At 71.8% G+C, this 24,043-nt stretch carries 20 protein-coding genes; 17 read left to right on the top strand and 3 right to left on the bottom strand.

Annotated features, from left to right (window positions below; genetic code table 11):
* The first annotated feature begins 2 nt into the window (after positions 1-2).
* Entirely contained in the window at positions 3-953 is a 951-nt protein-coding gene (epmA, locus tag LMH63_RS04840; protein ID WP_109680056.1) for an EF-P lysine aminoacylase EpmA, read from the top strand.
* Positions 954-1,079: 126 nt separating this feature from the next.
* Here epmA and LMH63_RS04845 read toward each other — a convergent pair whose 3' ends face one another.
* The 3 genes from LMH63_RS04845 to LMH63_RS04855 form a co-directional block, all read right to left on the bottom strand.
* Positions 1,080-3,089, bottom strand: coding sequence for a hypothetical protein (locus LMH63_RS04845; protein WP_109680057.1), 2,010 nt, complete (start codon positions 3,087-3,089; stop codon positions 1,080-1,082).
* A gap of 247 nt (positions 3,090-3,336) precedes the next feature.
* Positions 3,337-4,224, bottom strand: a complete 888-nt coding sequence (gene asd / locus LMH63_RS04850; RefSeq protein ID WP_373317929.1) for an archaetidylserine decarboxylase — start codon at positions 4,222-4,224, stop codon at positions 3,337-3,339.
* The gene (locus LMH63_RS04855; RefSeq protein WP_109680058.1) at positions 4,221-4,859 is read right to left on the bottom strand and encodes an SCO family protein; all 639 of its coding nucleotides are present in this window, start codon (positions 4,857-4,859) and stop codon (positions 4,221-4,223) included. Before LMH63_RS04855 ends, asd (LMH63_RS04850) begins: the two co-directional genes overlap by 4 nt.
* A gap of 124 nt (positions 4,860-4,983) precedes the next feature.
* Here LMH63_RS04855 and prmB point away from each other — a divergent pair, with 124 nt between their 5' ends.
* The 16 genes from prmB to LMH63_RS04935 all read left to right on the top strand — a co-directional run bounded on the left by prmB (position 4,984) and on the right by LMH63_RS04935 (position 24,038).
* The gene (gene prmB, locus LMH63_RS04860; protein WP_109680059.1) at positions 4,984-5,901 is read left to right on the top strand and encodes a 50S ribosomal protein L3 N(5)-glutamine methyltransferase; all 918 of its coding nucleotides are present in this window, start codon (positions 4,984-4,986) and stop codon (positions 5,899-5,901) included.
* 124 nt (positions 5,902-6,025) lie between these two features.
* A complete protein-coding gene (gene aroC, locus LMH63_RS04865) occupies positions 6,026-7,129 on the top strand; it encodes a chorismate synthase (RefSeq protein WP_109680060.1) in 1,104 nt (367 codons plus the stop codon).
* A gap of 1 nt (position 7,130) precedes the next feature.
* Positions 7,131-8,303: an MFS transporter gene (locus LMH63_RS04870; protein WP_109680061.1), complete on the top strand. Its 1,173-nt coding sequence runs from the start codon at positions 7,131-7,133 to the stop codon at positions 8,301-8,303.
* Between the two features lie 407 nt (positions 8,304-8,710).
* Complete coding sequence (leuC, locus tag LMH63_RS04875) at positions 8,711-10,120, top strand: 3-isopropylmalate dehydratase large subunit (protein ID WP_109680062.1); 1,410 nt, start codon at positions 8,711-8,713, stop codon at positions 10,118-10,120.
* 2 nt (positions 10,121-10,122) lie between these two features.
* Positions 10,123-10,776 (top strand): 3-isopropylmalate dehydratase small subunit, encoded by a 654-nt coding sequence (leuD, locus tag LMH63_RS04880; protein WP_109680063.1) that lies wholly within the window; start codon positions 10,123-10,125, stop codon positions 10,774-10,776.
* Entirely contained in the window at positions 10,773-11,855 is a 1,083-nt protein-coding gene (leuB, locus tag LMH63_RS04885; RefSeq protein ID WP_109680064.1) for a 3-isopropylmalate dehydrogenase, read from the top strand. Before leuD ends, leuB begins: the two co-directional genes overlap by 4 nt.
* A gap of 67 nt (positions 11,856-11,922) precedes the next feature.
* Entirely contained in the window at positions 11,923-13,035 is a 1,113-nt protein-coding gene (asd, locus tag LMH63_RS04890; RefSeq protein ID WP_109680065.1) for an aspartate-semialdehyde dehydrogenase, read from the top strand.
* A gap of 649 nt (positions 13,036-13,684) precedes the next feature.
* Positions 13,685-16,534, top strand: a complete 2,850-nt coding sequence (locus LMH63_RS04895; protein WP_109680175.1) for a motility hub landmark protein FimV — start codon at positions 13,685-13,687, stop codon at positions 16,532-16,534.
* A 95-nt stretch (positions 16,535-16,629) separates the two neighbouring features.
* Entirely contained in the window at positions 16,630-17,418 is a 789-nt protein-coding gene (truA, locus tag LMH63_RS04900) for a tRNA pseudouridine(38-40) synthase TruA (RefSeq protein ID WP_109680176.1), read from the top strand.
* A gap of 70 nt (positions 17,419-17,488) precedes the next feature.
* Entirely contained in the window at positions 17,489-18,109 is a 621-nt protein-coding gene (locus LMH63_RS04905) for a phosphoribosylanthranilate isomerase (protein ID WP_109680177.1), read from the top strand.
* Positions 18,093-19,325: a tryptophan synthase subunit beta gene (gene trpB / locus LMH63_RS04910; RefSeq protein ID WP_109680178.1), complete on the top strand. Its 1,233-nt coding sequence runs from the start codon at positions 18,093-18,095 to the stop codon at positions 19,323-19,325. The genes LMH63_RS04905 and trpB overlap by 17 nt, the downstream gene beginning before the upstream one ends.
* Positions 19,322-20,149 carry a tryptophan synthase subunit alpha gene (trpA, locus tag LMH63_RS04915; protein ID WP_109680179.1) on the top strand — a complete coding sequence of 276 codons (828 nt, stop codon included), beginning with the start codon at positions 19,322-19,324 and terminating at the stop codon, positions 20,147-20,149. The genes trpB and trpA overlap by 4 nt, the downstream gene beginning before the upstream one ends.
* Positions 20,146-21,033 (top strand): acetyl-CoA carboxylase, carboxyltransferase subunit beta, encoded by an 888-nt coding sequence (accD, locus tag LMH63_RS04920; protein WP_109680180.1) that lies wholly within the window; start codon positions 20,146-20,148, stop codon positions 21,031-21,033. The genes trpA and accD overlap by 4 nt, the downstream gene beginning before the upstream one ends.
* Before the next feature lies 1 nt (position 21,034).
* The gene (locus LMH63_RS04925; RefSeq protein ID WP_109680181.1) at positions 21,035-22,333 is read left to right on the top strand and encodes a bifunctional folylpolyglutamate synthase/dihydrofolate synthase; all 1,299 of its coding nucleotides are present in this window, start codon (positions 21,035-21,037) and stop codon (positions 22,331-22,333) included.
* A gap of 140 nt (positions 22,334-22,473) precedes the next feature.
* Entirely contained in the window at positions 22,474-23,064 is a 591-nt protein-coding gene (locus tag LMH63_RS04930; protein ID WP_229332732.1) for an SPOR domain-containing protein, read from the top strand.
* A 380-nt stretch (positions 23,065-23,444) separates the two neighbouring features.
* Complete coding sequence (locus LMH63_RS04935) at positions 23,445-24,038, top strand: CvpA family protein (protein ID WP_109680182.1); 594 nt, start codon at positions 23,445-23,447, stop codon at positions 24,036-24,038.
* The last annotated feature ends 5 nt before the right edge of the window (positions 24,039-24,043 follow it).

The following is a 24,043-nucleotide window of genomic DNA, read 5'->3' on the forward strand; positions in this document are numbered from 1 at the left end:
GCGTGGGCGCGGCAGGCGGCGCCGACTGGCGCCCGGCCGCGAGCCGGGAGGCGCTGCGCCGGCGCGCGGCGCGCCTGGCCAGCATCAGGGCCTTCTTTGCGGAGCGCGCGGTCACCGAAGTGGAGACGCCGGTGTTGGCGGCGGCCGGTGTCACCGACGCCCAGCTCGATGGCTTCCCGGTCCCCGCCGCCGACAGTCGCTGGCTCCAGACCTCGCCCGAATACGCCATGAAGCGCCTGCTCGCGGCAGGCTTCGGCGACTGCTACCAGATCACCCGGGCATTCCGCGCCGGCGAGCGCGGGCGCCGGCATAACCCCGAGTTCAGCCTGCTGGAGTGGTACCGGGTCGGGTTCGACCATCACCGGCTGATGGCCGAGGTGGCGGCCCTGGTGGCCGAGGTGCTGGGCCCGGGGACCACGGCAACCCTGAGCTATGCGGAGGCCTTCCGCCGGGCCGGCCTGCCGGATCCGCTCACCGCGCCGACGGCGCGCCTCGCCGCCGCGGCGGAGGACCATCATGGTGCCCTGACCGCGCCACTGGAGCGCGATGAGCTCCTGGATCTGCTGTTCGGCACGATGGTACAGGCGGCGCTGCCGGCGCGCTGTTTCGTTACCGAATTCCCGGCGAGTCAGGCGGCGCTGGCCCGGCTCTCCCCGGCCGACCCGCGCGTGGCCGAGCGCTTCGAGCTCTTCGCCGAGGGCATCGAGCTCGCCAACGGCTTCCACGAGCTCACCGACCCCGAGGAGCAGCGCGCCCGCTTCGCCGCCGATACCGCCCGCCGCCGGGCCGCCGGCCGGCCCACGCCCGCCATCGACGGGCGCCTACTCGCCGCCCTGGAGTCCGGCCTCCCCCCCTGCGCCGGCGTCGCCCTGGGCCTGGACCGGCTGTTCATGCTGGCGGAGGGCGCGGATTCGGTGGACGCGGTGATGGCCTTCCCCTGGGAGCGCGCCTAGCGGGCGAGAGTTGCAAGTTGCAAGTTGCAAGTGACAAGACCAGCTTGGCCTGTCGCTCTGTGGGAGGGTTTCGCCCCCAGCTCGCAACCTGTTACTCGCCACTTGCAACGTGCAACTTGCAACTTGTTACTCGGATCCGGAGCTGGGGGCGCGCCCGCGCCCCCAGCTCCGCACCACCATGTCCCGGACGCGCGCCACCGCGTCCTCGGGAACGGCGGCCGGGTCGCCGGACTCGCGGGGGTCGTAGTGGAAGATGTAGAGCCGGGAGACGAACTGCTCGAAGGGCAGGGAGCCCTCGCCGAAGCGCTCGCCGTGGCCCTCGATGGCCACCTCGACCCCGTTCCCCCAGTCCTGGCCGCTGTCGTTGTTGGGGTTGAAGAAATACACCCGCATCCCGCCCTCCGGGTCGAGGCCGACCCGGTGCAGCGAGATCGCGTGCCAGCCGATGAAGCGCGCGGCGCTGTCGGTCATGGCGAGCCCGACCGGCTGCGGGTGAATCACCGGCATGTTGCCGTTGTAGAGCGGGTGGTAGGCGGCATGGAACTGGCGGATGAAGTCATCCAGATCCACCAGCTTGCCAGTGGGCACGTCCACCGCGATGGCAAAGCCGTGGCTCACCCACCAGCCGTGGAACTGCGGATTCACCCAGCGGTGGAAGTCGCCCTCGCGGTGGGCGCAGCGCCGGCCCATCTCCTCGTAGAGGGCGTCGAGGTGCGGCACCGTCACCGCCGAGACCGCATCCACATCCGACAGCAGCGGCGGCAGATCGGCGGCGAGCAGGGGACCGGAGTGCAGCGGCTTGCCCTCGAAGGCGATGACGATGTCGTCGTGCCGTGCCGCCCACGCCACCAGCTGCAGGAGGTAGTCCGGGTCGTTGCTGGACCACATCGACAACGCACGCGCCGACTGGCAGGTGGGGTTGTTGCCCTGCCCCACGCCGAGCGGATGGCCCAGCATGCAGAGCACGCCCTCCAGGAGCGTCGCCTCGGGCCCGGGGTGGTCCTCCGGCAGCCAGCCGAGGCGTATGCGCGCCGGCTCGCACAGCGGCAGCTGCATCTGCCGCCACAGCGCCGGCGCCACCGGCGGGTCGTACAGCACGCCGCGCTCCAGCAGCCCCGCCAGGCCAAAGACCGCCTGCGGCGTCTCGGGCCAGACGGCCCGGCGAATGAGCTCGCGCACCAGCTCGCCATAGCAGGCGAAGCCGTCCGTGCCGGTCGCGCTCAGGCCAAGGGCGGTGGGGATGAGATCCTCGTTCTGGCCCACGACGTGCCGCAGGAACACCGGGTGATAGGGGGAGACCAGCCCGGTGTCATGCATGGCGCGGGCGAAACCCAGCGCCTCCTGGCGCAGCGCCTGATAGTCCATGCCCTCCAGGCGCTCGGCATAGGCCGCGAGGCCCGGGTCCTCGCGGCAGCCGTTGGTGGGCGCGAACAGGGCGCTGATCAGCCGCTCGGCGCCGCGGCCCTGCCCCGGGCCGAGCTCGGTGGCGTCCTCCCGGGCCAGGAACGCCGCCACGCCGGTGATCATCTCCTTGACCGGCGTCACCATGATCGGGCGCTGCGCGAGGATGCGCCAGATCTCGCGGATCAGCTCCTCGAGCACGTCGCCGAAGCCCACGTGCTCGACGACGAAGCGGAAGTGGCGCTGCACCGGCTCCGCCAGATTCCCAAGATGAACGCGTTCTGCCTCGGTGAGCTGGCCGAACAGCAGGCGCAGATTGAGCGCGAGTATCTGCGAGAGCAGGTGCCGGGCCTGCTCGGCCGACAGGTTCGGGTGCGCGTATCGGCCTACGGCCACCGCGGTCAGCCGCAGCTCGTTGAGGCACTCCAGCACCACGTCCGCGGGGCTGCCCTGGTGCAGCGTATTGGCGCAGAGCGTTGGCTGCAGACGCACCGGGTGCTCGTAGTCGCCCCCGGCAAAGACGCCCGCCCGGTCGAGCCTCGCGATGCGCTCGAACAGGGCCTCCTCGCCACCGGGCATCGCCAGCAGCCGCCTGATGGCGTCCAGCACCCGGGCGCTGCGGGTGTGCTTGGCGAAACGCTGGGCACTCTCGAGCTGGGCGATGCCCTCGTCCAGGCGCTCGAGAAGCCGCTCCAGGCGCTCGCGCTCGCCGGCTGCCGGGTCGGTGTCGGTCATGGTCGTCCTCCGGCCAGCGGTCGCCCCGCGGCCCACGGCCGCTACGGTCGTCGAAAGCGCGCGGCCGTGCAACCGGCGTGGCGCTCAGCCCGCATCTCTCACCGATTCACGGCTGCGGCCGTGGATCTGGCGGGCAGTCCGGCGTTGCGCTCGGCCCGGGTGCTCGACGTACTGTCGAGTACGCCTGCGCGCCCGGACTCTCCCGCGCCTTGTCCTGCCCGCCATCTCCACGCCCTCGCTTCGCGAATCAGTGAGAGATGCGGGCTAGCGTCTCGCCGAGGCGAACCGGCGCTTCGGGCCGCAGGCCGGCGTTCCAGCGGACCTGGCCCGGGCCGAACGCGAGGATCACCGTGGAGCCGAGATTGAAGCGGCCGAGCTCCTCGCCGCGCGCGAGTGCCGGACCGCGGTCGCCGTAGTCCCAGGTGCGCAGCGTCTTCGCGGCGGGCGGCGTGATCTCGCCTGCCCAGACCGTCTCGATGCTGCCGACACCGATGGCCCCGACCAGCACGACGGCGAACGGCCCGCGGGCCCCGTCGAACAGGCAGACGACGCGCTCGTTGCGGGCGAACAGCTCCGGCACCGCGCGCACCAGCGGTGGCGAGACGCCGAACAGCCGGCCGGGTACGTGCAGCATGCGCCGCAGCCGTCCGGCGCAGGGCATGTGCACCCGGTGGTAGTCCCTGGGCGAGAGGTAGAGCGTGGCGTAGGCGCCATCCCGCAGTCCTGCGGCGAGGCCAGGGTCACCGCCGAGGAGCGCGGTGAGGGTGTAATGCTGGCCCTTCGCCTGCATGAGCTGCTCGCCCTCGAGGCGCCCGTGGGCGCTAAGGCGGCCGTCCACCGGGCTCGTGACCGCATCCGCGGTCGCCGGCTGCGGCCGCACGCCGGGGCGCAGCGCCCGGGTGAAGAAGGCATTGAAGCTTGGATAGGCGGCCGGGTCCGGCTCCGCCGCCTCGCCGAGGTCTACGGCATAGAGCCGGCGGAACGCGCCGATCAGCACCGACTTCCACGGCCGCCAGGGCCAGCGCGCGGCCCGGTGCACGCAGCGGGAGAGGGCGTGCTGAGGCAGCATGGCCAGAAGCCGGGCGAACAGGCGGTCGGCCGCGCTTGCGGCCTCGGGAGCGGGCACCGGGCTCAGCCCTCCTCGCCGTAGCGCTCGCGCATGCGCAGGTAATCGCCGGCGAGAACGCGGCGCCCGTGCGGCGGCTGGAATACGGCCTGCAGCCGGCCCGCGGGGTTGATCAGCAGGACTGCCGAGCTGTGATCGACGCTGTAGCTATCGCCGCCGCCCTCGTCGTGCACGGTGTAGGCGATGCCAAGGGCCTTGGTGAGCCGGTCGAGGGCGGCGCGGTCACCGGTGGCGCCGGTGAATTCGGGATGGAAATGGGTGACGTAGCTGGCGAGCCGCTCCGGCGTGTCGCGGGCTGGATCCACCGAGATGAACAGCATGCCGGTATCGGCCGCTACGCCTTCCGCTTCCAGTCGCTCCCACGCGCCGGCAAGGTCCGCCAGGGTGACCGGGCAGACATCGGGGCAGTGGGTAAAGCCGAAGAACAGGAAATGCCACTCGCCCTGGAGGTCCCGGGTCGAGAGCGGCTCCCCGCGGTGGTCGATCAGTGTGACTTCGGGCAGCGGCCGGCCGCCCGGCAGCCAGGTGCCGTTGAGCGGCGGCTCGGGCTCGCTCGTGAGCCAGAGCACGGCGCCCACGGTGCTGGCGGCCCCGGCAATGAGGGCCACGGCGAGCAGCAGGGTCATCAGGCGAAGGCGTGTCATCGTTGAGCGGTCCCGGCCGACCCGTGAGACGGCACACGCCGCCGTGGCGGCATGGCATCATTCAGCCCGACATCCTAACCCTGGGCCGCGGGCGCGGAAAGGCGCCCCCGATGAGGCCGCAACGATGACCGGACTTCCCGAATCGCCGCCGCCGGAGCTGGAAACGGTGGGCGATTACGTGCGCTGGGCGGCGAGCCGGTTCCAGGCCGCCGGGCTCGCCTATGGCCACGGCACCGACAACGCCCTGGACGAGGCAGCGGCGCTGGTGCTGGCGACGCTGCAGCTGCCACCGGATCTGCATGCCGCCTATTTCTCGTGCCGGGTGACGGCGCCGGAGAAGGCGGCCCTGCTGGCGGCGGTGCGCGAGCGGGTGCAGGTCCGCCGGCCGCTGCCCTATATCACCGGCGAGGCCTGGTTCTGTGGGCTTGCCTTCCGGGTGGACGAGCGCGTGCTCATCCCCCGCTCGCCCATCGCCGAGCTGATCGAGGCCGGCTTCCAGCCCTGGCTGGATCCGGACCGTGTGCAGCGCATCGCCGACGTCGGTACCGGCAGCGGCTGCATCGCCATCGCCTGCGCACTGGCCTTCCCGGGGGCGGAAGTGGCTGCGCTGGATCTCTCGGAGGCGGCGCTGGCGCTGGCACGGGAGAACGCCGAGCGGCACGGCGTCACGGAACGCGTGCGCTGCGCGCGCTCCGACCTGCTCGCGGCCGTGCCGGCGGAGCCGGCGTGGGACCTGATCGTGAGCAATCCCCCTTACGTGGACAGCGAGGCCATGGCGGCGCTACCCCCCGAGTACCGCCACGAGCCGCGCGACGCCCTCGCGGCCGGCAGCGACGGCCTCGATCTGGTGCATCGCCTGCTGCCCGAGGCCGCCCGGCGCCTCAGCGACCATGGCCTGCTCGTGTGCGAAGTCGGCCACAGCCGCCCGGCTCTCGAGGCCGCCTACCCGGATCTCCCGGTGACCTGGGTTGAGCTGGAGCGGGGCGGCACGGGGGTCTTCGTCGCTGACGCAGAGGCGCTGCGTCGGCAGTTCATACAATGAGTTCAAGGTTCAAAGTTCAAAGTTCAAAGGCCGCGGGTTAGAGTACGGGGCCGGTAGCCGCCGCGCCCTCTCGCTTTGAGCTTTGAACCTTGAACTTTGAACTTCCCACTTTGAACTCACGCTAATGTCCGGCAACACCTTCGGCCGCCTTTTTACCGTGACCACCTTCGGCGAGAGCCATGGGCCTGCGCTGGGGGCGGTGGTGGACGGCTGTCCGCCGGGGCTGGCGCTCAGTGAGGCGGATCTGCAGGGGGATCTGGACCGGCGGCGGCCGGGGACGTCACGGCATACCTCCCAGCGGCGGGAGACGGACAGCGTGCGCATCCTCTCCGGGGTGTTCGACGGGCGCACCACCGGCGCGCCCATCGGGCTGCTGATCGAGAACGTCGACCAGCGCTCGCGGGACTACGCGAAGATCCGCGAGCAGTTCCGCCCCGGGCACGCCGACTACACGTACTGGCAGAAGTACGGCATCCGCGACTACCGCGGCGGTGGGCGTTCCTCGGCCCGCGAGACCGCGCTGCGGGTCGCCGCCGGCGGTATCGCACGCAAGTATCTGGCCGAGCGCCTCGGGGTGCGCATCCGCGGCTGGCTCGCCCAGCTCGGGCCCATCGAGCTCGCACTGGACGACTGGGAGGCGGTGGACGCCAACCCGTTCTTCTGCGGCGAGCCGGAGCGCGTGCCGGAGCTCGAGGCCTACATGGACCGGCTGCGCAAGGAAGGGGATTCCATTGGCGCGGCGGTGGGCGTGCTCGCCCGCGGCGTGCCGCCCGGGCTTGGCGAGCCGGTGTTCGACCGCCTGGATGCCGACCTCGCCCATGGGCTGATGAGCATCAACGCCGTGAAGGGCGTGGAGATCGGCGCAGGCTTCGCGTCGGTGGCGCAGAAGGGCACCGAGCACCGTGATGAGATCACGCCGGAGGGCTTCCTCTCCAACAACGCCGGCGGGACGCTGGGCGGCATCTCCACCGGCCAGGACGTGGTGGCGCGCATCGCGCTCAAGCCCACCTCCAGCATCCGCCTGCCCGGGCGCTCGGTGAACGTGCGCGGCGAGCCCACGGAGGTGGTCACCACCGGCCGCCACGACCCCTGCGTCGGCATCCGCGCAACGCCCATCGCCGAGGCGATGATGGCGCTGGTGCTCATGGACCACTTCCTGCGCCACCGGGCCCAGAACGCGGACGTCGATTCCGGCACGCCGGTGATCCCCGCCGAACCCGGTCGCTGAGGTGCCCCAAGGGCTGCCCTTCAAGCGCCTCGCTGCGTTCTATTTCTGCTTCTTCGGGGTCCTTGGGGTGCTCGCGCCCTACTGGGGACCTTACCTGCGCAGCCGTGGCTTCGGCGCCGCCGAGATCGGCGAGCTGATCGCCCTGCTGCACGCCACCAAGATCATCGCGCCCAATCTCTGGGGCTGGCTTGCGGATCGCACCGGCCGGCGTATCGCCATCATCCGCGGGGCCTGTCTCGCGGCGCTGGTCGGCTTCGCCGGCGTGCTGCTGCCCGGGGGCTACTGGTGGATGGCGCTGGTGATGGTGGCGTTCAGCTTCTTCTGGAACGCCGCGCTGCCCCAGTTCGAGGCCAACACCATGAGCCATCTCGGGGCGGAGACCCACCGCTATCCGCGCATCCGGCTCTGGGGCTCGGTAGGGTTCATGCTCTCGGTGCTGGTGCTGGGCGAGGCGGTGGACCGGCTTGGCGCGGGTATCGTGCCCTGGGTGCTGCTTGGCCTGTTCGCCCTGCTGGCGGGGGTGAGCCTGAGCGTGCCGCCGGCGGAGCGCGCCATCCGCGCCGGCGGCGACGGCGGCTTCCTGCGGGTGCTGACGACGCCGCGGGTGGCTGGCCTGCTGGTCGCCTGTTTCCTGCTGCAGGCAAGCCATGGCCCGTTCTACGCCCTCTACAGCATCTACCTGCAGGACAACGGCTATTCCGGCGGCACGATCGGCGTGCTCTGGTCCCTCGGCGTGCTGGCGGAGATCGGCGTGTTCCTGCTCATGCCGCGCTGGCTCCCGCGCTTCGGCCCGCGGCGCCTGCTCACCCTGGCCATGGCGCTGACGACGGTACGCTGGCTGGTGGTGGGGGCGTTCCCGGGCTCGCTGGCGCTGCAGGCCGGGGCCCAGCTGCTGCATGCCGCTAGCTACGGGGTCTACCACGCCACCGCCATCTCGCTCATCGACCGCTTCTTCGTCGGCGGCCATCAGGGGCGCGGACAGGCCCTCTACAGCAGCCTGACCTTCGGTGCCGGTGTCGCCGCCGGGAGTCTGCTGGCGGGCCATCTCTGGGAGTCGGCGGGCAGTGCCGCCACCTTCTACGCCGCCGCGGCCGCGGCGGCAATGGGGGCGGTGCTCGCGTTCCGGGTGGCGCCGGTGGCGCATCAGCCCGTGGATGAGTCCCGCCGGGCTTGAAGGGCGGTGGTCGAAAACCTTACCTGACCGGTGTGGTCGCCAAGCCGGTGTCCCGCGATGCCTCGGGCGTATTTTGCAGCCGTGCCCGGTGCGAGGCGGGGCGGAAGCGCTCGGGACACGCCGTGAATACGTCCGTGTAGGCTCGTAGGCGAGGTCCCTCTCGCCTACGGTCCCGAGCGCTTCCGCCCCGCCTCGCACTGCCGACGTTTGCGGCATCTTCCGCGAGAGCGCCAGGGAGGGCACATGCCGGAGTCAAGGACCTGGTGCGCCGACCATCGGCAACGCAGTGCTGCGACTCGCATCAGCGGTTCAGCGCCTGCCCGGGCTGTGGGTATAATATCCGGCTACCCGTGCGGCGCGGTACGGTGACTGTGCAAGCGCCAGGTGCCTGAGAAACGAGGACAGTCATGGCCGGAAAGACTCTCTACGACAAGCTCTGGGATGCCCATGTCGTGCGCGACAACGGCGACGGCACCGCGCTGCTCTACATCGACCGGCAGCTGGTGCACGAGGTGACCTCGCCCCAGGCGTTCGAGGGTCTGCGCCTGGCCGGGCGGGGCGTGTGGCGCACCGAGGCCAATCTGGCCGTGGTGGACCACAACGTGCCCACCATCGGTCGCGAGAGCGGCATCGACGACCCCATCTCGCGCCTGCAGGTGGAGACGCTGGACCGCAACTGCCGCGAGTTCGGCATCGTGCAGTTCGGTCTGCTGGACCGCCGACAGGGCATCGTGCACATCATCGGCCCCGAGCAGGGCGCGACCCAGCCCGGCATGACCGTGGTCTGCGGCGACTCCCACACCTCCACCCACGGTGCGATGGGGGCGCTCGCCTTCGGCATCGGCACCTCCGAGGTGGAGCACGTGCTCGCCACCCAGACCCTGGTGCAGTCGAAGTCGAAGCGCATGCTGGTTCGCGTCGACGGCCGGCCCGGGCCCGGGGTCACCGCCAAGGACATCATGCTCGCCATCATCGGCAAGATCGGCACCGCCGGCGGCACCGGCTACGCCATCGAGTACGGCGGCGAGGCCATCCGCGCGCTGCCCATGTCCGGGCGCATGACCATCTGCAACATGTCCATCGAGGCCGGCGCGCGCTGCGGCATGGTGGCCGTGGACGACACCACCATCGAGTACATGCGCGGTCGGCCCTACGCTCCCCAGGGCGCGATGTGGGACCGCGCGGTGGACTACTGGCGCACGCTGGTCAGCGACGACGATGCCGAGTTCGACCGCGTCGTCGTGCTCGACGCCGCCGAGATCAAGCCCCAGGTCTCCTGGGGTACCTCCCCGGAGATGGTGGTGCCGGTGGACGGCGTGGTGCCGGATCCGGCCGCGGAGCCGGACGAGGTCAAGCGCGCCGGCATGAAGCGGGCGCTGGAGTACATGGGGCTCGAGCCCGGGACGCCGATCCGCGAGATCCGCCCGGAGAAGATCTTCATCGGCTCCTGCACCAACGCGCGCATCGAGGACCTGCGCGCCGCGGCGCGCATCCTGCGCGGCAAGCGCATCGCCGAGGGCATACGCCAGGCCATGGTGGTGCCGGGCTCGGGCCTGGTTAAGTGGCAGGCCGAGCAGGAGGGGTTGGACGAGGTGTTCAAGTCCGCCGGTTTCGAGTGGCGCGATGCCGGCTGCTCCATGTGCCTCGGCATGAACCCGGACCGGCTCGGCCCGGGGGAGCGCTGCGCGTCCACCTCGAACCGCAACTTCGAGGGCCGCCAGGGCCAGGGCGGGCGCACTCATCTGGTGAGCCCGGAGATGGCCGCCGCGGCGGCAGTGGCCGGGCATTTCGTCGACGTCCGTGAGGTGGAGGCATGAGCATGGAGCCCCTGACCCGGGTCACCGGCGTGGTGGCGCCGCTGGATCGCGCCAACGTCGACACCGACGCGATCATCCCGAAGCAGTTCCTGAAGTCGATCCACCGCACCGGCTTTGGCCCCAACCTGTTCGACGAATGGCGCTATCTTGACCACGGCGAGCCGGGGCAGGACAACAGCGGCCGGCCGCTGAACCCGGACTTCGTGCTCAACCAGCCCCGCTACCGGGATGCCCGCATCCTGCTCACACGGCGTAACTTCGGCTGCGGCTCCTCCCGGGAGCACGCGCCCTGGGCGCTGGCGGACTTCGGCTTCCGCGTGCTCATCGCGCCGAGCTTCGCCGACATCTTCTACAACAACTGCAGCAAGAACGGGATCCTGCCGGTGGTGCTGCCGGAGGACACCGTGCAGTCGCTGTTCGAGGCGACCTGGGCGAACGAGGGCTACACGCTCACCGTCGATCTGCCGGAGCAGGTGGTCACCACCCCCGAGGGCGAGCGTCACGGTTTCGACATCGATCCGCACCGCAAGCGCATGCTGGTGGAGGGGCTGGACGAGATCGGCCTGACCCTGGAGCGCGCCGACGACATCCGCGCCTACGAGGCGAAGCGCCGCGAGGTCACCCCGTGGATCTTCGAGGGTGTGGGGCGGGCATGAGCCACCGCATCCTGATCCTGCCGGGAGACGGCATCGGCCCCGAGATCGTCGCCGAGGCGGAAAAGGTCGTCACGGCGCTGCAGGCGGACTTCGGCCTCGATGCCGAGGTCGAGCACGCCCGGCTGGGCGGCCAGGCCGTTGACGCCGAAGGGGCCCCGCTGCCGGAGAGCACCCTGGCCCGCGCCCGCGAGGCCGACGCCATCCTGCTCGGCGCCGTGGGCGGTCCGAAGTGGGAGGCCATCGACCGGCCGCTGCGGCCCGAGCGCGGGCTGCTCGCCATCCGCGCCGAGCTCGGGCTGTTCGCGAACCTGCGGCCGGCGCTGCTGTTTCCCGAGCTGGCCGGCGCCTCGGCGCTGCGCCCGGAGGTGGTGGCCGGGCTCGACATGCTGATCGTCCGCGAGCTCACCGGCGGCATCTACTTCGGCGAGCCCCGCGGCCTCCGTATCCGTGAGGACGGCGTCCGCGAGGGCTTCAATACGCTGCGGTACGGCGAGGACGAGATCGAGCGTATCGGCCGCGCGGCGTTCACGGCGGCTCAGCGCCGCAACGGGCGACTGTGCTCGGTGGACAAGGCCAACGTGCTGGAGTCGAGCGAGCTCTGGCGCGAGGTGATGGAGCGGCTCGCTCCGGAGTACCCGGACGTCAGCCTCTCCCACATGTACGTGGACAACGCCGCCATGCAGCTGGTGCGGGCGCCGAAGCAGTTCGACGTCATCGTCACCGGCAACCTGTTCGGCGACATCCTCTCCGACTGCGCCGCCATGCTCACCGGCTCCATCGGCATGCTGCCCTCGGCCTCCCTGGATGAGACCGGCAAGGGACTCTACGAGCCGGTGCACGGCTCGGCGCCGGACATCGCCGGGCGGGACGCGGCCAACCCGCTGGCCACCATCCTCTCGCTGGCCATGCTGCTGCGCTACAGCCTCGACGAGGGCGCGCTGGCGGACCGTGTGGAGGCGGCGGTGGGCCGCGTCCTTGGCCAGGGCCTGCGCACCCCGGACATTGCCGGCGAGGGTGAGCCGGTGGTGGGCACGACGGCCATGGGGGATGCGGTGGTGGCCGCGCTCGGGGCGGTCTGAGCGGGGCATCCGGAACACTCTCGCGCCCGCGCCCCGGCGCGGCGCGCCGTAAACCATCGAGGTCATCATGAAACGAATCGGATTTGTCGGCTGGCGGGGCATGGTGGGCTCCGTGCTCATGGAGCGCATGCGCGCGGAGGACGACTTCCGCGACATCGACCCGGTATTCTTCTCCACCTCCCAGGCCGGCCAGCCGGGTCCCGACGTGGGCCGCGAGGTGCCGCCGCTGCAGGATGCCCATGATATCGACGCCCTGGCCGGGATGGACGCCATCGTCACCACCCAGGGTGGCGACTACACCGGGGCGGTCTACGAAAGGCTGCGCGCCGCCGGCTGGCAGGGCCACTGGATCGACGCCGCCTCCACCCTGCGCATGGCCGAGGACAGCATCATCGTCCTCGACCCGGTGAACCACGACGTCATCACCCGGGCGCTGGCGCAGGGCACGCGCACCTTCGTCGGCGGCAACTGCACCGTCAGCCTCATGCTCATGGCCATCGGCGGGCTGTTCCATCACAACCTGGTGGAGTGGATCTCGCCCATGACCTACCAGGCCGCTTCCGGCTCCGGCGCCCAGCACATGCGCGAGCTGCTCAAGCAGATGGGCTATCTCGAGAGCGCGGCGCGGGAGCTGCTGGACGATCCCGCCGGGGCCATCCTCGACATCGACCGTCGGGTTACCGAGGCGCTGCGCAGCGATGACTACCCGGACGAGCAGTTCGGCGTGCCCCTGGCCGGCAGCCTCATCCCCTGGATCGACAAGGCCATGGACTCCGGCCAGAGCAAGGAGGAGTGGAAGGCCGGGGTGGAGTCGAACAAGATCCTCGGCCGCCAGGACAATCCCGTGCCCATCGACGGGATCTGCGTGCGGGTAGGTGCGATGCGCTCCCACGCCCAGGCGCTGACCATCAAGCTGCGCCGGGACGTTCCGCTGGACGAGCTCCACGGCATGCTCGCCGAGGCCAACCAGTGGGTCGAGGTGGTGCCGAACGAGCCGGCGCCGAGCCAGCAGCGGCTGACCCCGGCGGCGGTCAGCGGCACGCTGCAGGTCCCGGTGGGCCGCCTGCGCAAGCTGGCCATGGGTCCGGAGTACCTCTCGGCCTTCACCGTCGGTGACCAGCTCCTCTGGGGCGCGGCCGAGCCGCTGCGGCGCACGCTGAGGCTGCTGCTGGCCGCCTGAGCGGGTCGGTACCAGCGCTTCCCCAGGTTACGTATCTGCATCAGCCATGCCGGCGGGGACCTTACCCGCGGCGCCGCGGGTAAGGCGTTTGCCGTGCCGTGCCGAAGCGGGGCGGGGTGGGAGCGCCCGGGACACGCCGTAAACCCTTCCCTGGGGGCTCGCAGGCGAGGTCAGTCTCGCCTGCGGTCCCGGGCGCTCCCACCCCGCCCCGCTTTGCCGGCGTCGGTGGCGTATTCCGCGACGGGCAGCGGGTCGACAGGTGCTTTGCCTCCGGAACGGCTTGGCATTTGCGGCCTGGGGGCCTGTCGGTGCGGTTGTGCGGTCCTCCAAGCTGCGAACCATGACCGGATTTTCCCCCGCGGCCTGGGGCAGCATCCGGCCCAGCGCATTCCCGGCCGGGTGTCGGGTACAGCGGATAACGTCCCGGTAACGGCGGCGGGTTCGGCTGGAAAAGCGCCGGTATCGCCAGGGGTTAGTGCCCGTCTTGTGAGGCCTACTTTAGCGGGCTACTTTATCTGCCGATACCGACAGGGAAGGGCTGCCGCGGCAGTGGTAGCGGGCCGGTTCCGGGCACTGGAGCCCGGGGCTGCCGGATGACAAAGAGAAGCGGGCGGGAGGCACGTTCCCGCCCCGGGCGAAAGGAACCGTCATGACGCGCAAGCTCTTGATCGCCTCGGCTCTGGCCGCGACGGGGTTCGCCTCGGTGGCGGCGGCCCTGGGGCTTGGCAGCATCGATTCGCAGTCGACGCTCAACGAACCGTTGCGCGCGCGCATCGAGCTGCTCTCCGCCGACCCCGACGAAATCGACCGGATCACCGCCCAGCTTGCCTCGCCGGAAGCCTTTGAGCGCGCCGGCCTGGAGCGCCCGTTCTTTCTCTCCCGGCTGGACTTCGACGTGGTGCGCGAGGGGGGCAGCGTCTTCCTCGAGGTCACCACGAACGGGGCGATCAAGGAACCCTTTCTGGACTTCCTGGTGGAGGTGAACTGGCCCAATGGCCGTCTGCTCCGCGAGTACACGCTGCTGCTGGACCCGCCCACCTACACCGATGACATCGCGCCCAACGTTGCCGCAGGCGGCAGCAGCGAGGCCGGCGGCAGCGATGCGCCCGAGCCTGCCGAAATCGCTCAGGCCGCGCCGGCCGCTGCCCCGGGTGCCGCCGCCCGGGGCGAGGCCGTGGCCGACGACGATGCCACCGGCCCCGCGCAGTACGGCCCCGTGCAGGCCAGCGACACCCTCTACAGCATCGCCCAGCAGCTGCGCCCCGACGACCTCAGCATCAACCAGACGATGCTCGCGCTGCTGCGGGCGAATCCCGATGCGTTCATCGACGGCAACATCAACGCCCTGCGTCGGGGCGCCATCCTGCGCGTGCCGGAGCGTCCGGAGCTGACGCGCCTCAGCGTGGCCGAGGCCAACGCCGAGGTGCGTGAGCAGATGGCCCGCTGGCAGGAGCAGCGCAGTGCCCCGGCCGCGGACGAGGGAACCGAGGTGGCTGGCGCCGACGCTGATGCCGGTGCCGATGAGAGCGCGGCCAGCGAGACCGGTGACGAGGCCACGGCGGTGGCGGAAGAGCCCGTCGAGGCGGACACCGAGGCCGCAGCTGGCGGCGACCTGGTGGCCGCGGCGGACGCCGGCGCCGGCGATGGCGAGCTGCGCCTGGTGGCGCCGGACGAGAGCGAGGGGGTCGATGCCACCACCTCGCTTGCCGAGGCGGACCTCGAGGCCACGCCGGAGTCGGTGTCGCGCCTGCAGGCGCAACTGGCCCTGCTGGAGGAGTCCAACACGGATCTGCGCGCCGAGAACGACGACCTGCGCTCCCAGGTGCAGGGGCTGCGCTCGGAGCTCGATGAGCTGCAGCGCATGATCAACCTCCGCCTCGCCCAGGATCTGCCGCTGGACAGCGGCGGTGAGGGCGACGCTGGCAGCGCCGGTGCCCGGGATCCGGGCGCAGGCGAGGCCGCTGAGGGCGTCGAGACGGCGGCTGCCGGCGATGACGGTCTTGACGCACCGGTGGCCGCGGGCGGCGATGAGGCCGCGGGTGACGAGCCTGCCGCAGCCGGGGACACCGGCGAGGCTGCGGGCGAAACGGCTGCCCGGACCGCCGCCGCCGCGGCCGACGAGGCGTCCGCCGCCAGCGAGCCGGAGGCCGCCGAGACGGCGCAGGCGCCGGAAGAGCAGCCCGCCGCGACGATCTCGTTCCTCGAGATGATGCTGGCCGATACCCGGTTGATGACCTATGCCGGAGGTGGCGTGGCGGCCCTGCTGCTGCTTCTGCTGCTCGTGCAGCGGCGACGCCGCGCGGCGGCGGCCGATGCCGCCGACGAGGGTCTGCCGGCGCCGGCGGTGGCGCCTGTCGCCGCCGCCGGTGGCGCGGCTGCGGGCGTGGCAGGTGGTGACAGCGCCGGCATCAGCGCCGAGGCCGGCGACCCCCTGGAAGAGGCCGAGCTGTACATGGCCTATGGCCGCGCCGATCAGGCCCAGGAGGTGCTGGATCGCGCCCTCGGCGAGGAGCCGGATAACATCGAGCTGCGTACGCGCCTGCTGGAGATCCTCGCCGAGCGTGGGGATCGCGGCGGCTTCGAGGCCGAGGCTCAGGTCCTGCACACCCAGCTCGCCAGCGAGGACGACCCGCGCTGGCAGCGCATCGTCGCGCTTGGCCGCAGCGCGGCGCCGGAGCATCCGCTGTTTGCGACGCCGGATGCCGCTGCGGAGTCCGCCGTCACGGGCTCCGCCGAGCATGCCGCGGGGGTGGAACCGGCCGCCGCGGCCGATGCGGGCACCCTCGACGACCTCACCGAGAGCGCCGCGGATACCGTGGATGGCGACGACGACTTCGGCCTCGCCGCGGATGAGGCGGCGACGGAGTATGACGGCGCCGAGGACGACTGGGACGCGCCCGCTGCGAGCCGTGCCGATGCCGACTCGCCTGCGTCGACTCCGGAGGCTTCCGGGGCGGAGGAGGGCGTGTCCGCGGCCGCCCCGGACCGGTCGGCGGACGACGAATTCGGCGACCTCGAATTCGACCTCGGTGACTTCTCCTTCGGCGAGGACGAGGACACCCCGGCCGGGCGTCGCCAGGCGGACGCGGACGATGACGGCGGCCTCGATTTCTCCCTGGACGACACCGAGGAGGAGTTCGCCAGCGGGGACGAGCCGGCCGAGTTCCGGCTCGACGAGGCGCTCGAGTCGGCGGATGGCGGGGTTTCCGGGCGGCCCGGGGATGCGGGGCGCCCGGCGAGCGACGGGGATGACGACGGCGAGCTCGACTTCGGCGACTTCTCCCTGGATGAGCCCGCCCGCGGCGCCGGCAGCGGTGACGCGGACGACAGCGGCGACATCGACGGGCTGGACGAAGTGGGCACCAAGCTGGATCTGGCCCGCGCCTACATGGACATGGGCGATGCCGAGGGCGCCCGGAGCCTGCTGGACGAGGTTGCCGAGGAGGGCAACGAGGCCCAGAAGCGCGAGGCCGAGGAGCTGCTGCAGCGTACCGGGTGAGCCCGCCCCGGCCGCGTCGTCGCCGGCAGGAATGACGCCCTCCGCCGGCGGCGCGGTCCCTGTCTGGGCCGCGCCCGCCTGCGTAGACTGCGCGCATGCCCCGTATTGCACTTGGTCTCGAATACGACGGCACCGCCTTCAGCGGCTGGCAGCGTCAGGCCCATGCCGCCTCCGTGCAGGCAGCGCTGGAGCGGGCCGTAGGCAGGGTCGCCGACGTCGCGGGCCCGCTGGAAGTGGTCTGCGCCGGGCGCACCGACGCCGGCGTGCACGCCACCGGCCAGGTGGTCCACTTCGACACCGATGCCGAGCGGCCCGCCCGGGCCTGGGTGCGGGGCGTCAACAGCCACCTGCCGGCGAGCATCGGCGTACGCTGGGCGGCCTGGCCCGGCGACGACTTCCACGCCCGGTTCTCGGCCACGGCACGGCGCTATCGCTATATCCTGCTGAGCGACCCGCTGCGCCCGGTGCTGCGAAGGGACCGCGTGGCCTGGACCTGGAAGCCCCTGTCGCTCAAGCCGATGCAGGCCGCTGCGCAGTGCCTGCTCGGCGAGCACGACTTCAGCGCCTTCCGCGCGGTGGCCTGCCAGGCGAAACACCCGGTCCGCACCGTCCGCGAGCTGACCCTGCACCGTCTGGGGGACTGCATCGTGCTCGATATCGAGGCCAACGCCTTCCTGCACCATATGGTGCGCAACATCGCCGGGGTCCTGATGGCGGTGGGCGCCGGGGAGCGGCCGGTGGAATGGGTGGCGGAGGTGCTGGCGGGGCGGGACCGCACCCGCGGTGGGGTGACGGCACCGCCCGGCGGGCTCTACCTCACTGCGGTGCGCTACCCCGAGCGCTTTGGCCTGCCGGACCCGGCACCCCCGCCCGCTTTTGCGTGACCTCCGCCCGCGGGGTAGCATGAGCGGTCCATTTCCGCCGTCGGGCAGGGCGGCAGCAGGGGCTGCAGGCGTGCGCACCCGAATCAAGATCTGTGGCATCACCCGGCCGGAGGACGGCGTGGCGGCGGCGGAACTCGGCGCCGATGCCATCGGTCTCGTGTTTCACGCGCCGAGCCGGCGCGCGGTCGCCCCCGAGCAGGCGGCGCGGATCGTCGCGGCGCTGCCGCCCTTCGTCTGCGTCGTGGCGCTGTTCCTCGATCCCGACCGGCCCACGGTGGAACGGGTGCTGGAAACGCTGCCGGTGGACCTGCTGCAGTTCCACGGGCAGGAGTCCGCGGGCTTCTGCACCGGCTTCGGCCGCCGCTACCTGAAGTCCGTGGGCATGGCGGGCGGCGATGCCGAGGCCGTGGCGGCGGCCCATCCTCGGGCAGCAGCCCTGCTGCTGGACGGGCACGCACCGGGCGCCGCCGGCGGCAGCGGCGAACGGTTCGACTGGTCCCGGGCGTTGCCCACGGACCGGCGTCTGGTGGTGGCCGGCGGGCTGACGCCGGACAACGTCGCCGAGGCCGTGGACCGCCTTCGCCCCTGGGGGGTGGACGTCAGCAGCGGGGTCGAGTCCGCGCCCGGGATCAAGGATCATCGGCGTATCGCCACCTTCATCGAAGAGGTTCAACGTGTCCAACGTGATTGAGGCCATCGACGCGCCCGTGGATTACAGCCGCTTCCCGGACCAGAAGGGGCATTTCGGCCCATACGGCGGGCGCTTCGTACCGGAGCTGCTGATGGCGCCGCTGGACGAGCTGGCTGCGGCCTATGCGCGCTACCGCGACGACCCGGCGTTCCAGGCCGAGCTCGATGCCGATCTGCAGCACTTCGTCGGTCGCCCGACGCCGCTGTACTTCGCCGAACGCTGGACGCGCAAGGTGGGTGGCGCCCGGCTCTACCTGAAGCGCGAGGACCTCGACCACACCGGCGCCCACAAGATCAACAACACCATGGGCCAGGCGCTGCTCGCCTCGCGCATGGGCAAGACCCGCATCGTCGCGGAGACGGGGGCCGGCCAGCACGGCGTCGCGACCGCCACCGTGGCCGCGCGGCTCGGCCTCGAGTGCGTGGTCTACATGGGCGCCGAGGACGTGCGCCGGCAGTCGGTGAACGTTTACCGGATGAAGCTGCTGGGCGCCCGGGTGGTGCCGGTGGAGTCCGGCTCGCGCACGCTGAAGGACGCCCTGAACGAGGCCTTCCGCGACTGGGCCGCCAATGTCGACGACACCTTCTACATCATCGGCACCGTTGCCGGCCCGCATCCCTATCCGCTGCTGGTGCGCGACTTCCAGGCGGTGATCGGGCGCGAGACCCGCCGCCAGTGCCTGGAGCAGCACGGCCGGCTGCCGGATGCCCTGGTGGCCTGTGTCGGCGGTGGCTCCAACGCAATCGGGCTGTTCCATCCCTTCCTCGGTGACGAGTCGGTGCAGATCTACGGCGTCGAGGCCGGCGGTGAGGGGGTGGCCACCGGACGTCACGCCGCCCCGCTCGCCGCCGGCCGCCCCGGCGTGCTGCACGGCAACCGCACCTACCTGATGGAGAACGAGGACGGCCAGATCGTCGGCACCCACTCCGTCTCCGCCGGCCTCGACTATCCCGGGGTCGGGCCCGAGCACGCCTGGCTGAAGGACATCGGTCGCGCCCGCTACGTGGCCGTGGAGGACGACGCCGCGCTTGCCGCGTTCCATGGGCTGACCCGCACGGAGGGCATCATGCCGGCGCTGGAGACGGCCCATGCCGTGGCCTATGCCGAGCAGCTCGCGCGCACCATGGACCCGGAGCAGACCATCGTGGTGAACCTCTCCGGCCGCGGCGACAAGGACATCAACACCGTGGCCTCGCTGCAGGGGATGGAGCTATGAGCCGCATCGCACGCCGCTTCGAGCAGTGCCGCAGCGCCGGGCGCCGGGCGCTCGTGCCCTATATCACCGGCGGCGATCCGACGCCGGACGCCACCGTCGGGCTCATGCGCGAGCTGGTGGCGGCCGGCGCGGACATCATCGAGGTGGGAATGCCCTTCTCCGACCCGATGGCGGACGGACCGGTGATCCAGGCGGCCTGTGAGCGGGCGCTGGCCGGCGGCACGGGCATCGCCGGGGTGCTCGAGAGCATCCGGGCGTTCCGCCGCGAGGACAACGACACCCCCGTGGTGCTCATGGGCTACCTCAACCCCATCGAGCGGATGGGCTATGCCGGCTTCGCCCGGGAGGCGGCCGCAGCGGGTGTGGACGGCGTGCTGACCGTGGACCTCCCGCCGGAGGAGGGGGATGACCTCATGGCCGCCCTCGGCACCCACGATCTCGACCCCATCTGGCTGATCGCCCCTACCACGAGCGACGAGCGCATCCGTGCCATCTGCGGTGCTGCCCGGGGGTTTGTCTACTACGTCTCGCTCAAGGGCGTCACCGGCGCGGCGAGCCTGGACGTGGACGACGTCGCCGGGCACGTCGAAAGTATCCGCCGCGCCACCCAGCTCCCCGTCGGTGTCGGCTTTGGCGTGCGCAGTGCCGAGGATGCGGCGCAGCTCGGCCGGGTGGCGGACGCCGTGGTGGTCGGCAGCGCCATCGTCTCCCGCATCGCCGAGCACGCCGACGATCCGGATGCGATGCTGCGCGCCGTGGGCCGCTTCACCCGTGAGCTGCGCCAGGGGCTGGACGGGCTCGCCACCGGGGAGGCTGCCTCATGAGCTGGTTCGAGAAGCTCATGCCCTCGCGCATCCGCACCGAGGCGGCCAACCGCAGCCGCAGCGTCCCCGAGGGGCTGTGGACCAAGTGCGATACCTGCAACGCCGTGCTCTACCGCCCGGAGCTCGAGCGCAATCTCGAAGTCTGCCCGAAGTGCGCGCAGCACATGCGCATCGGTGCGCGGCGCCGGCTCGAGGTGTTCCTGGATCCGGGCAGCCGGGTCGAGATCGGCGCCGAGGTGCAGCCCAGCGACGTCCTGCGCTTCCGCGACAGCAAGAAGTACAAGGACCGCCTTGCCCAGGCCCAGAAGAGCACCGGCGAGCGTGACGCGCTGGTGGCCATGAGTGGCCATGTCCACGGGGTGCCGGTGGTGGCGGCGGCCTTCGAGTTCGCCTTCATGGGCGGCTCCATGGGGGCGGTGGTCGGTGAGCGCTTCGTGCGCGCGGCGGATACGGCGCTGGCCGAGCGCGCCCCCCTGGTCTGCTTCGCCGCAAGCGGCGGCGCGCGCATGCAGGAGGCGCTGTTCTCGCTGCTGCAGATGGCCAAGACCAGCGCCGCCCTGGCGCGTCTGTCCGAGGCCGGCGTCCCCTACGTCTCGGTGCTCACGGACCCCACCATGGGCGGTGTCTCCGCCAGCCTCGCCATGCTCGGCGACGTCAACGTCGCCGAGCCCGGGGCGCTGATCGGCTTCGCCGGCCCGCGGGTCATCGAGCAGACCGTCCGGGAAACCCTGCCGGAGGGCTTCCAGCGCAGCGAATTCCTGCTCGATCACGGCGCCATCGACCTCATCGTCGACCGCCGCGAGCAGCGCGACCGCATCGCCAGCCTGCTGGCCGTGCTGAGCCATCGCCCGTCGCCCCGGGTGAAGCGCCTCGCCAGCGCCTGACGTGAACCGGGCCTCACTCGGGGAGTGGCTGCGCTGGCTCGAGGGCGTGCATCCGCGCGCCATCGACCTCGGCTGCGAGCGCGTCGCCGAGGTGGCGCAGCGCCTGGGGCTGCTGCCGGCGCCGGTGCCGGTCATTACCGTGGCCGGAACCAACGGCAAGGGCAGTGTGGTCGCCTGTCTGGAGGCCCTCTACCGTACCGCCGGCCGACGTCCGGGGGCCTACACCTCGCCCCATCTGCTGGCCTACAACGAGCGCATCCGCATCGCCGGCGAGCCGGCGGACGATACCAGCATCATCCGGGCCTTCGAGGCCATCGACGCCGCCCGCGGCGAGATCACCCTGACCTACTTCGAGTTCGCCACCCTGGCGGCGGCCTGGTGCTTCCGTGAGGCGGGCTGTGACCTCTGGCTGCTGGAGGTCGGGCTCGGCGGGCGGCTGGATGCCACCAACGCCTTCGACGCCGACGTCGCCGTCATCACCAGCATCGACCTGGACCACATGGAATGGCTCGGGCCGGATCGCGAGAGCATCGCCCGGGAGAAGCTCGGTGTCGCCCGGCGGGGGCGCCCGGTGGTCTGTGCCGACCCAGCCCCGCCCGAGAGCCTGGTGCAGGGCGCCGCGGCGCTGAATGCCCCGCTGCTCGCCCTGGGCGAGGCCTTCCGCTATAGCGCCGGGCCGGCGGCCTGGGACTGGACGGGTGAGGGCGAGCAGCTTCGTGGCCTGCCGCGGCCGCCCTGGATGCCCGATGCCGCGCTCGCCAACGCCGCCGCCGCGGTGGCGGTGGTGCGCCTCACCGACCCGCGCCTGCGACTGACCGGCCACAGCGTCCGCGGCGGCATCGCCGCTGCGCGCCTGGCGGGGCGGCTGCAGGCCGTGCCGGCGGCGGGTGGCGGGCAGTGGCTGCTGGACGTGGCGCACAACCCGGGGGCCATGCGGCTGCTGGCCGCTGCCATCGCGGAGCGGCGCGGCGGCGGGCGGGTGCGCGCCGCCTTCGGCCTGATGCGGCGCAAGCCGCTGGGGGAGCTGGTGGGCCTGCTGGCGCCGGTGGTGGACGAATGGTTCGCCCTGGCGCTGCCGGACGACGACGGCTGGAGCACGGCCGAGATCGGCGCCGCCGTAGCCGAGGCCGGCGGCCGGCTGATCGGCGAGGGTGGGCCGGACGGGGCCGTCGCCGCGTTGGACCCGATCACCGCGCCGGACGACCTCACCCTCGGCGTCGGCTCGTTCCGGGTGGTGGAGGCGTTATTGCGCGCCGGGGTCGGCGGAGGCGTGCCTGCCGGCACGCAGTTTCAGGTTTGAAGTTTCAAGTTTAAAGTTGAGGTGGTAGGGGCCGTGGCGGTCGCTGCCTGGATGCAGCGTGGTTGCGGCGGGTGAACCTTCAACATTGAACGCGAAACCGGAAACGGCGCGCAGCAGCGCGCTATCGAGGAGCCACCTGCGTGCAGCAACGCCTGAAACAACGCCTCGTCGGCGCGGTGGTGCTGGTGGCGCTGGCCGTGATCTTCCTGCCCATGCTGCTCTCGGGGCCGGTGGAGCGGACGCGGGTGGACGTGCCGCTGGACGTGCCCGAGGCGCCGGAGCCCATCGCGGCGCCGGCCCTGCCCGAGGCCGATCTGCTCGAGGAGCCGCCCCCGGGGGAGTCCCTGGCCGACATGCCACGCCCGGCACCGGAGGATGCCCCCGCCGTGGGACCGGCCACCACCGAGGGCGGGGACAGCGCGGCGACGGCCCCGGAGGCCGACGACCCGGCGCCCACCGACGAGCCGTCCGCGGATGGAGACGATGGCGCGGCGGCGGAGGGTGGCTTCGCTGTGCAAGTCGGCGGCTTCGGCAGCCGCGACAATGCCATCCGCCTGCGCGACCGCCTGCGCGAGGACGGCTTCGAGACCTGGGTGGACGAGGCCGAGGTGGACGGGCGCACGGTGCACCGGGTCCGGGTGGGCCCGGTGCCGGCCCGCGACGAGGCCGAGGCGCTGGCGCAACGTCTGGCGGAAAGCCACGAGCTGCCGGGGCTGATCATTGCGCGTTAGGCAACGGCCTAACGCGCCCCTATGCCGCCGCAACTGGCGCGGAAGGCGCCACCGGAACAGGCAGTGCGAGGCGGGGCAGCAGCGACCGGGACCGTAGGCGAGACGGACCTCGCCTACGAGCTTACAGGGACGTATTCACAGCGTGTCCCGGGCGCTGCTGCCCCGCCTCGCGCCCGGCACGGCTGCTGCAGCGGCTCCAGCGCCGCGGGTTCACGTGCTGCGGCCATGTCCGCGGCCCGGCGGGATCATGGCAAGTATTCAGCCTGAATAAGAGTGCCAGGCTTCAACAGCGCGCCGTGGTCAGACGCGGTGCCGCCCCTGTATACTTCGCCTCCGCGCCGCCGCGGGGCGCACACGGCGAGGGCAGGCCCCCGACCCGCATGAACTGGCTCGATTTCATCTTTCTCGGCATCATCGCTGCCTCTGTGCTGATCAGTCTGGTCCGCGGCTTTGTCCGTGAGGTGGTCTCCATTCTGGTCTGGGTGGCCGCCTTCTGGCTCGCCCTGCGCTACAGCGACACGCTGGCCGGTTTTCTCGAGCCCTACGTGGGCTCGCCGACCATCCGCCTGGTGGCGGCCTTTGCGGGGCTGTTCATCGTCACTCTCCTGCTCGGCGCGCTGCTCAACTACCTGGCCGGGCAGCTGGTGGGGCGGACCGGGCTGAGCGGTACCGACCGGGCCCTGGGCGTTGTGTTCGGCGGCCTGCGGGGTCTTGCCATCGTGGCGCTGCTGGTGCTGGCGGCGGGGCTGACCGCGCTGCCCGGCGAGCGCTGGTGGCAGGAGTCGCTGCTCGCCGGGCAGCTGCAGCCCTGGGTCTGCCGCGCAGGCGTGGGCGACTGGCTGGACGGCCTGCGGGTCTACCAGCCGCTGGCGAGCGAGCCGGCGGAAGGCACGCCGGCACCGGACTACTGGCGGGATTTCTGCGGGCAGGTGGCCGCCGCCGAGGGCGGTGATTCGAGCACCAACGAGGGCTGAGCGCG

The organism is Spiribacter halobius (genome assembly GCF_020883455.1).
Taxonomy (GTDB): domain Bacteria; phylum Pseudomonadota; class Gammaproteobacteria; order Nitrococcales; family Nitrococcaceae; genus Sediminicurvatus; species Sediminicurvatus halobius.

Excerpts from the sequence above, each read along its gene's own strand:
- LMH63_RS04845 (WP_109680057.1), bottom strand. The coding sequence starts at position 3,089 with ATGACCGACACCGACCCGGCAGCCGGCGAGCGCGAGCGCCTGGAGCGG.
- LMH63_RS04855 (WP_109680058.1), bottom strand. The coding sequence starts at position 4,859 with ATGACACGCCTTCGCCTGATGACCCTGCTGCTCGCCGTGGCCCTCATT.
- prmB (WP_109680059.1), top strand. The coding sequence starts at position 4,984 with ATGACCGGACTTCCCGAATCGCCGCCGCCGGAGCTGGAAACGGTGGGC.
- aroC (WP_109680060.1), top strand. The coding sequence starts at position 6,026 with ATGTCCGGCAACACCTTCGGCCGCCTTTTTACCGTGACCACCTTCGGC.
- leuC (WP_109680062.1), top strand. The coding sequence starts at position 8,711 with ATGGCCGGAAAGACTCTCTACGACAAGCTCTGGGATGCCCATGTCGTG.
- leuD (WP_109680063.1), top strand. The coding sequence starts at position 10,123 with ATGGAGCCCCTGACCCGGGTCACCGGCGTGGTGGCGCCGCTGGATCGC.
- leuB (WP_109680064.1), top strand. The coding sequence starts at position 10,773 with ATGAGCCACCGCATCCTGATCCTGCCGGGAGACGGCATCGGCCCCGAG.
- asd (WP_109680065.1), top strand. The coding sequence starts at position 11,923 with ATGAAACGAATCGGATTTGTCGGCTGGCGGGGCATGGTGGGCTCCGTG.
- LMH63_RS04895 (WP_109680175.1), top strand. The coding sequence starts at position 13,685 with ATGACGCGCAAGCTCTTGATCGCCTCGGCTCTGGCCGCGACGGGGTTC.
- truA (WP_109680176.1), top strand. The coding sequence starts at position 16,630 with ATGCCCCGTATTGCACTTGGTCTCGAATACGACGGCACCGCCTTCAGC.
- trpA (WP_109680179.1), top strand. The coding sequence starts at position 19,322 with ATGAGCCGCATCGCACGCCGCTTCGAGCAGTGCCGCAGCGCCGGGCGC.
- accD (WP_109680180.1), top strand. The coding sequence starts at position 20,146 with ATGAGCTGGTTCGAGAAGCTCATGCCCTCGCGCATCCGCACCGAGGCG.
- LMH63_RS04935 (WP_109680182.1), top strand. The coding sequence starts at position 23,445 with ATGAACTGGCTCGATTTCATCTTTCTCGGCATCATCGCTGCCTCTGTG.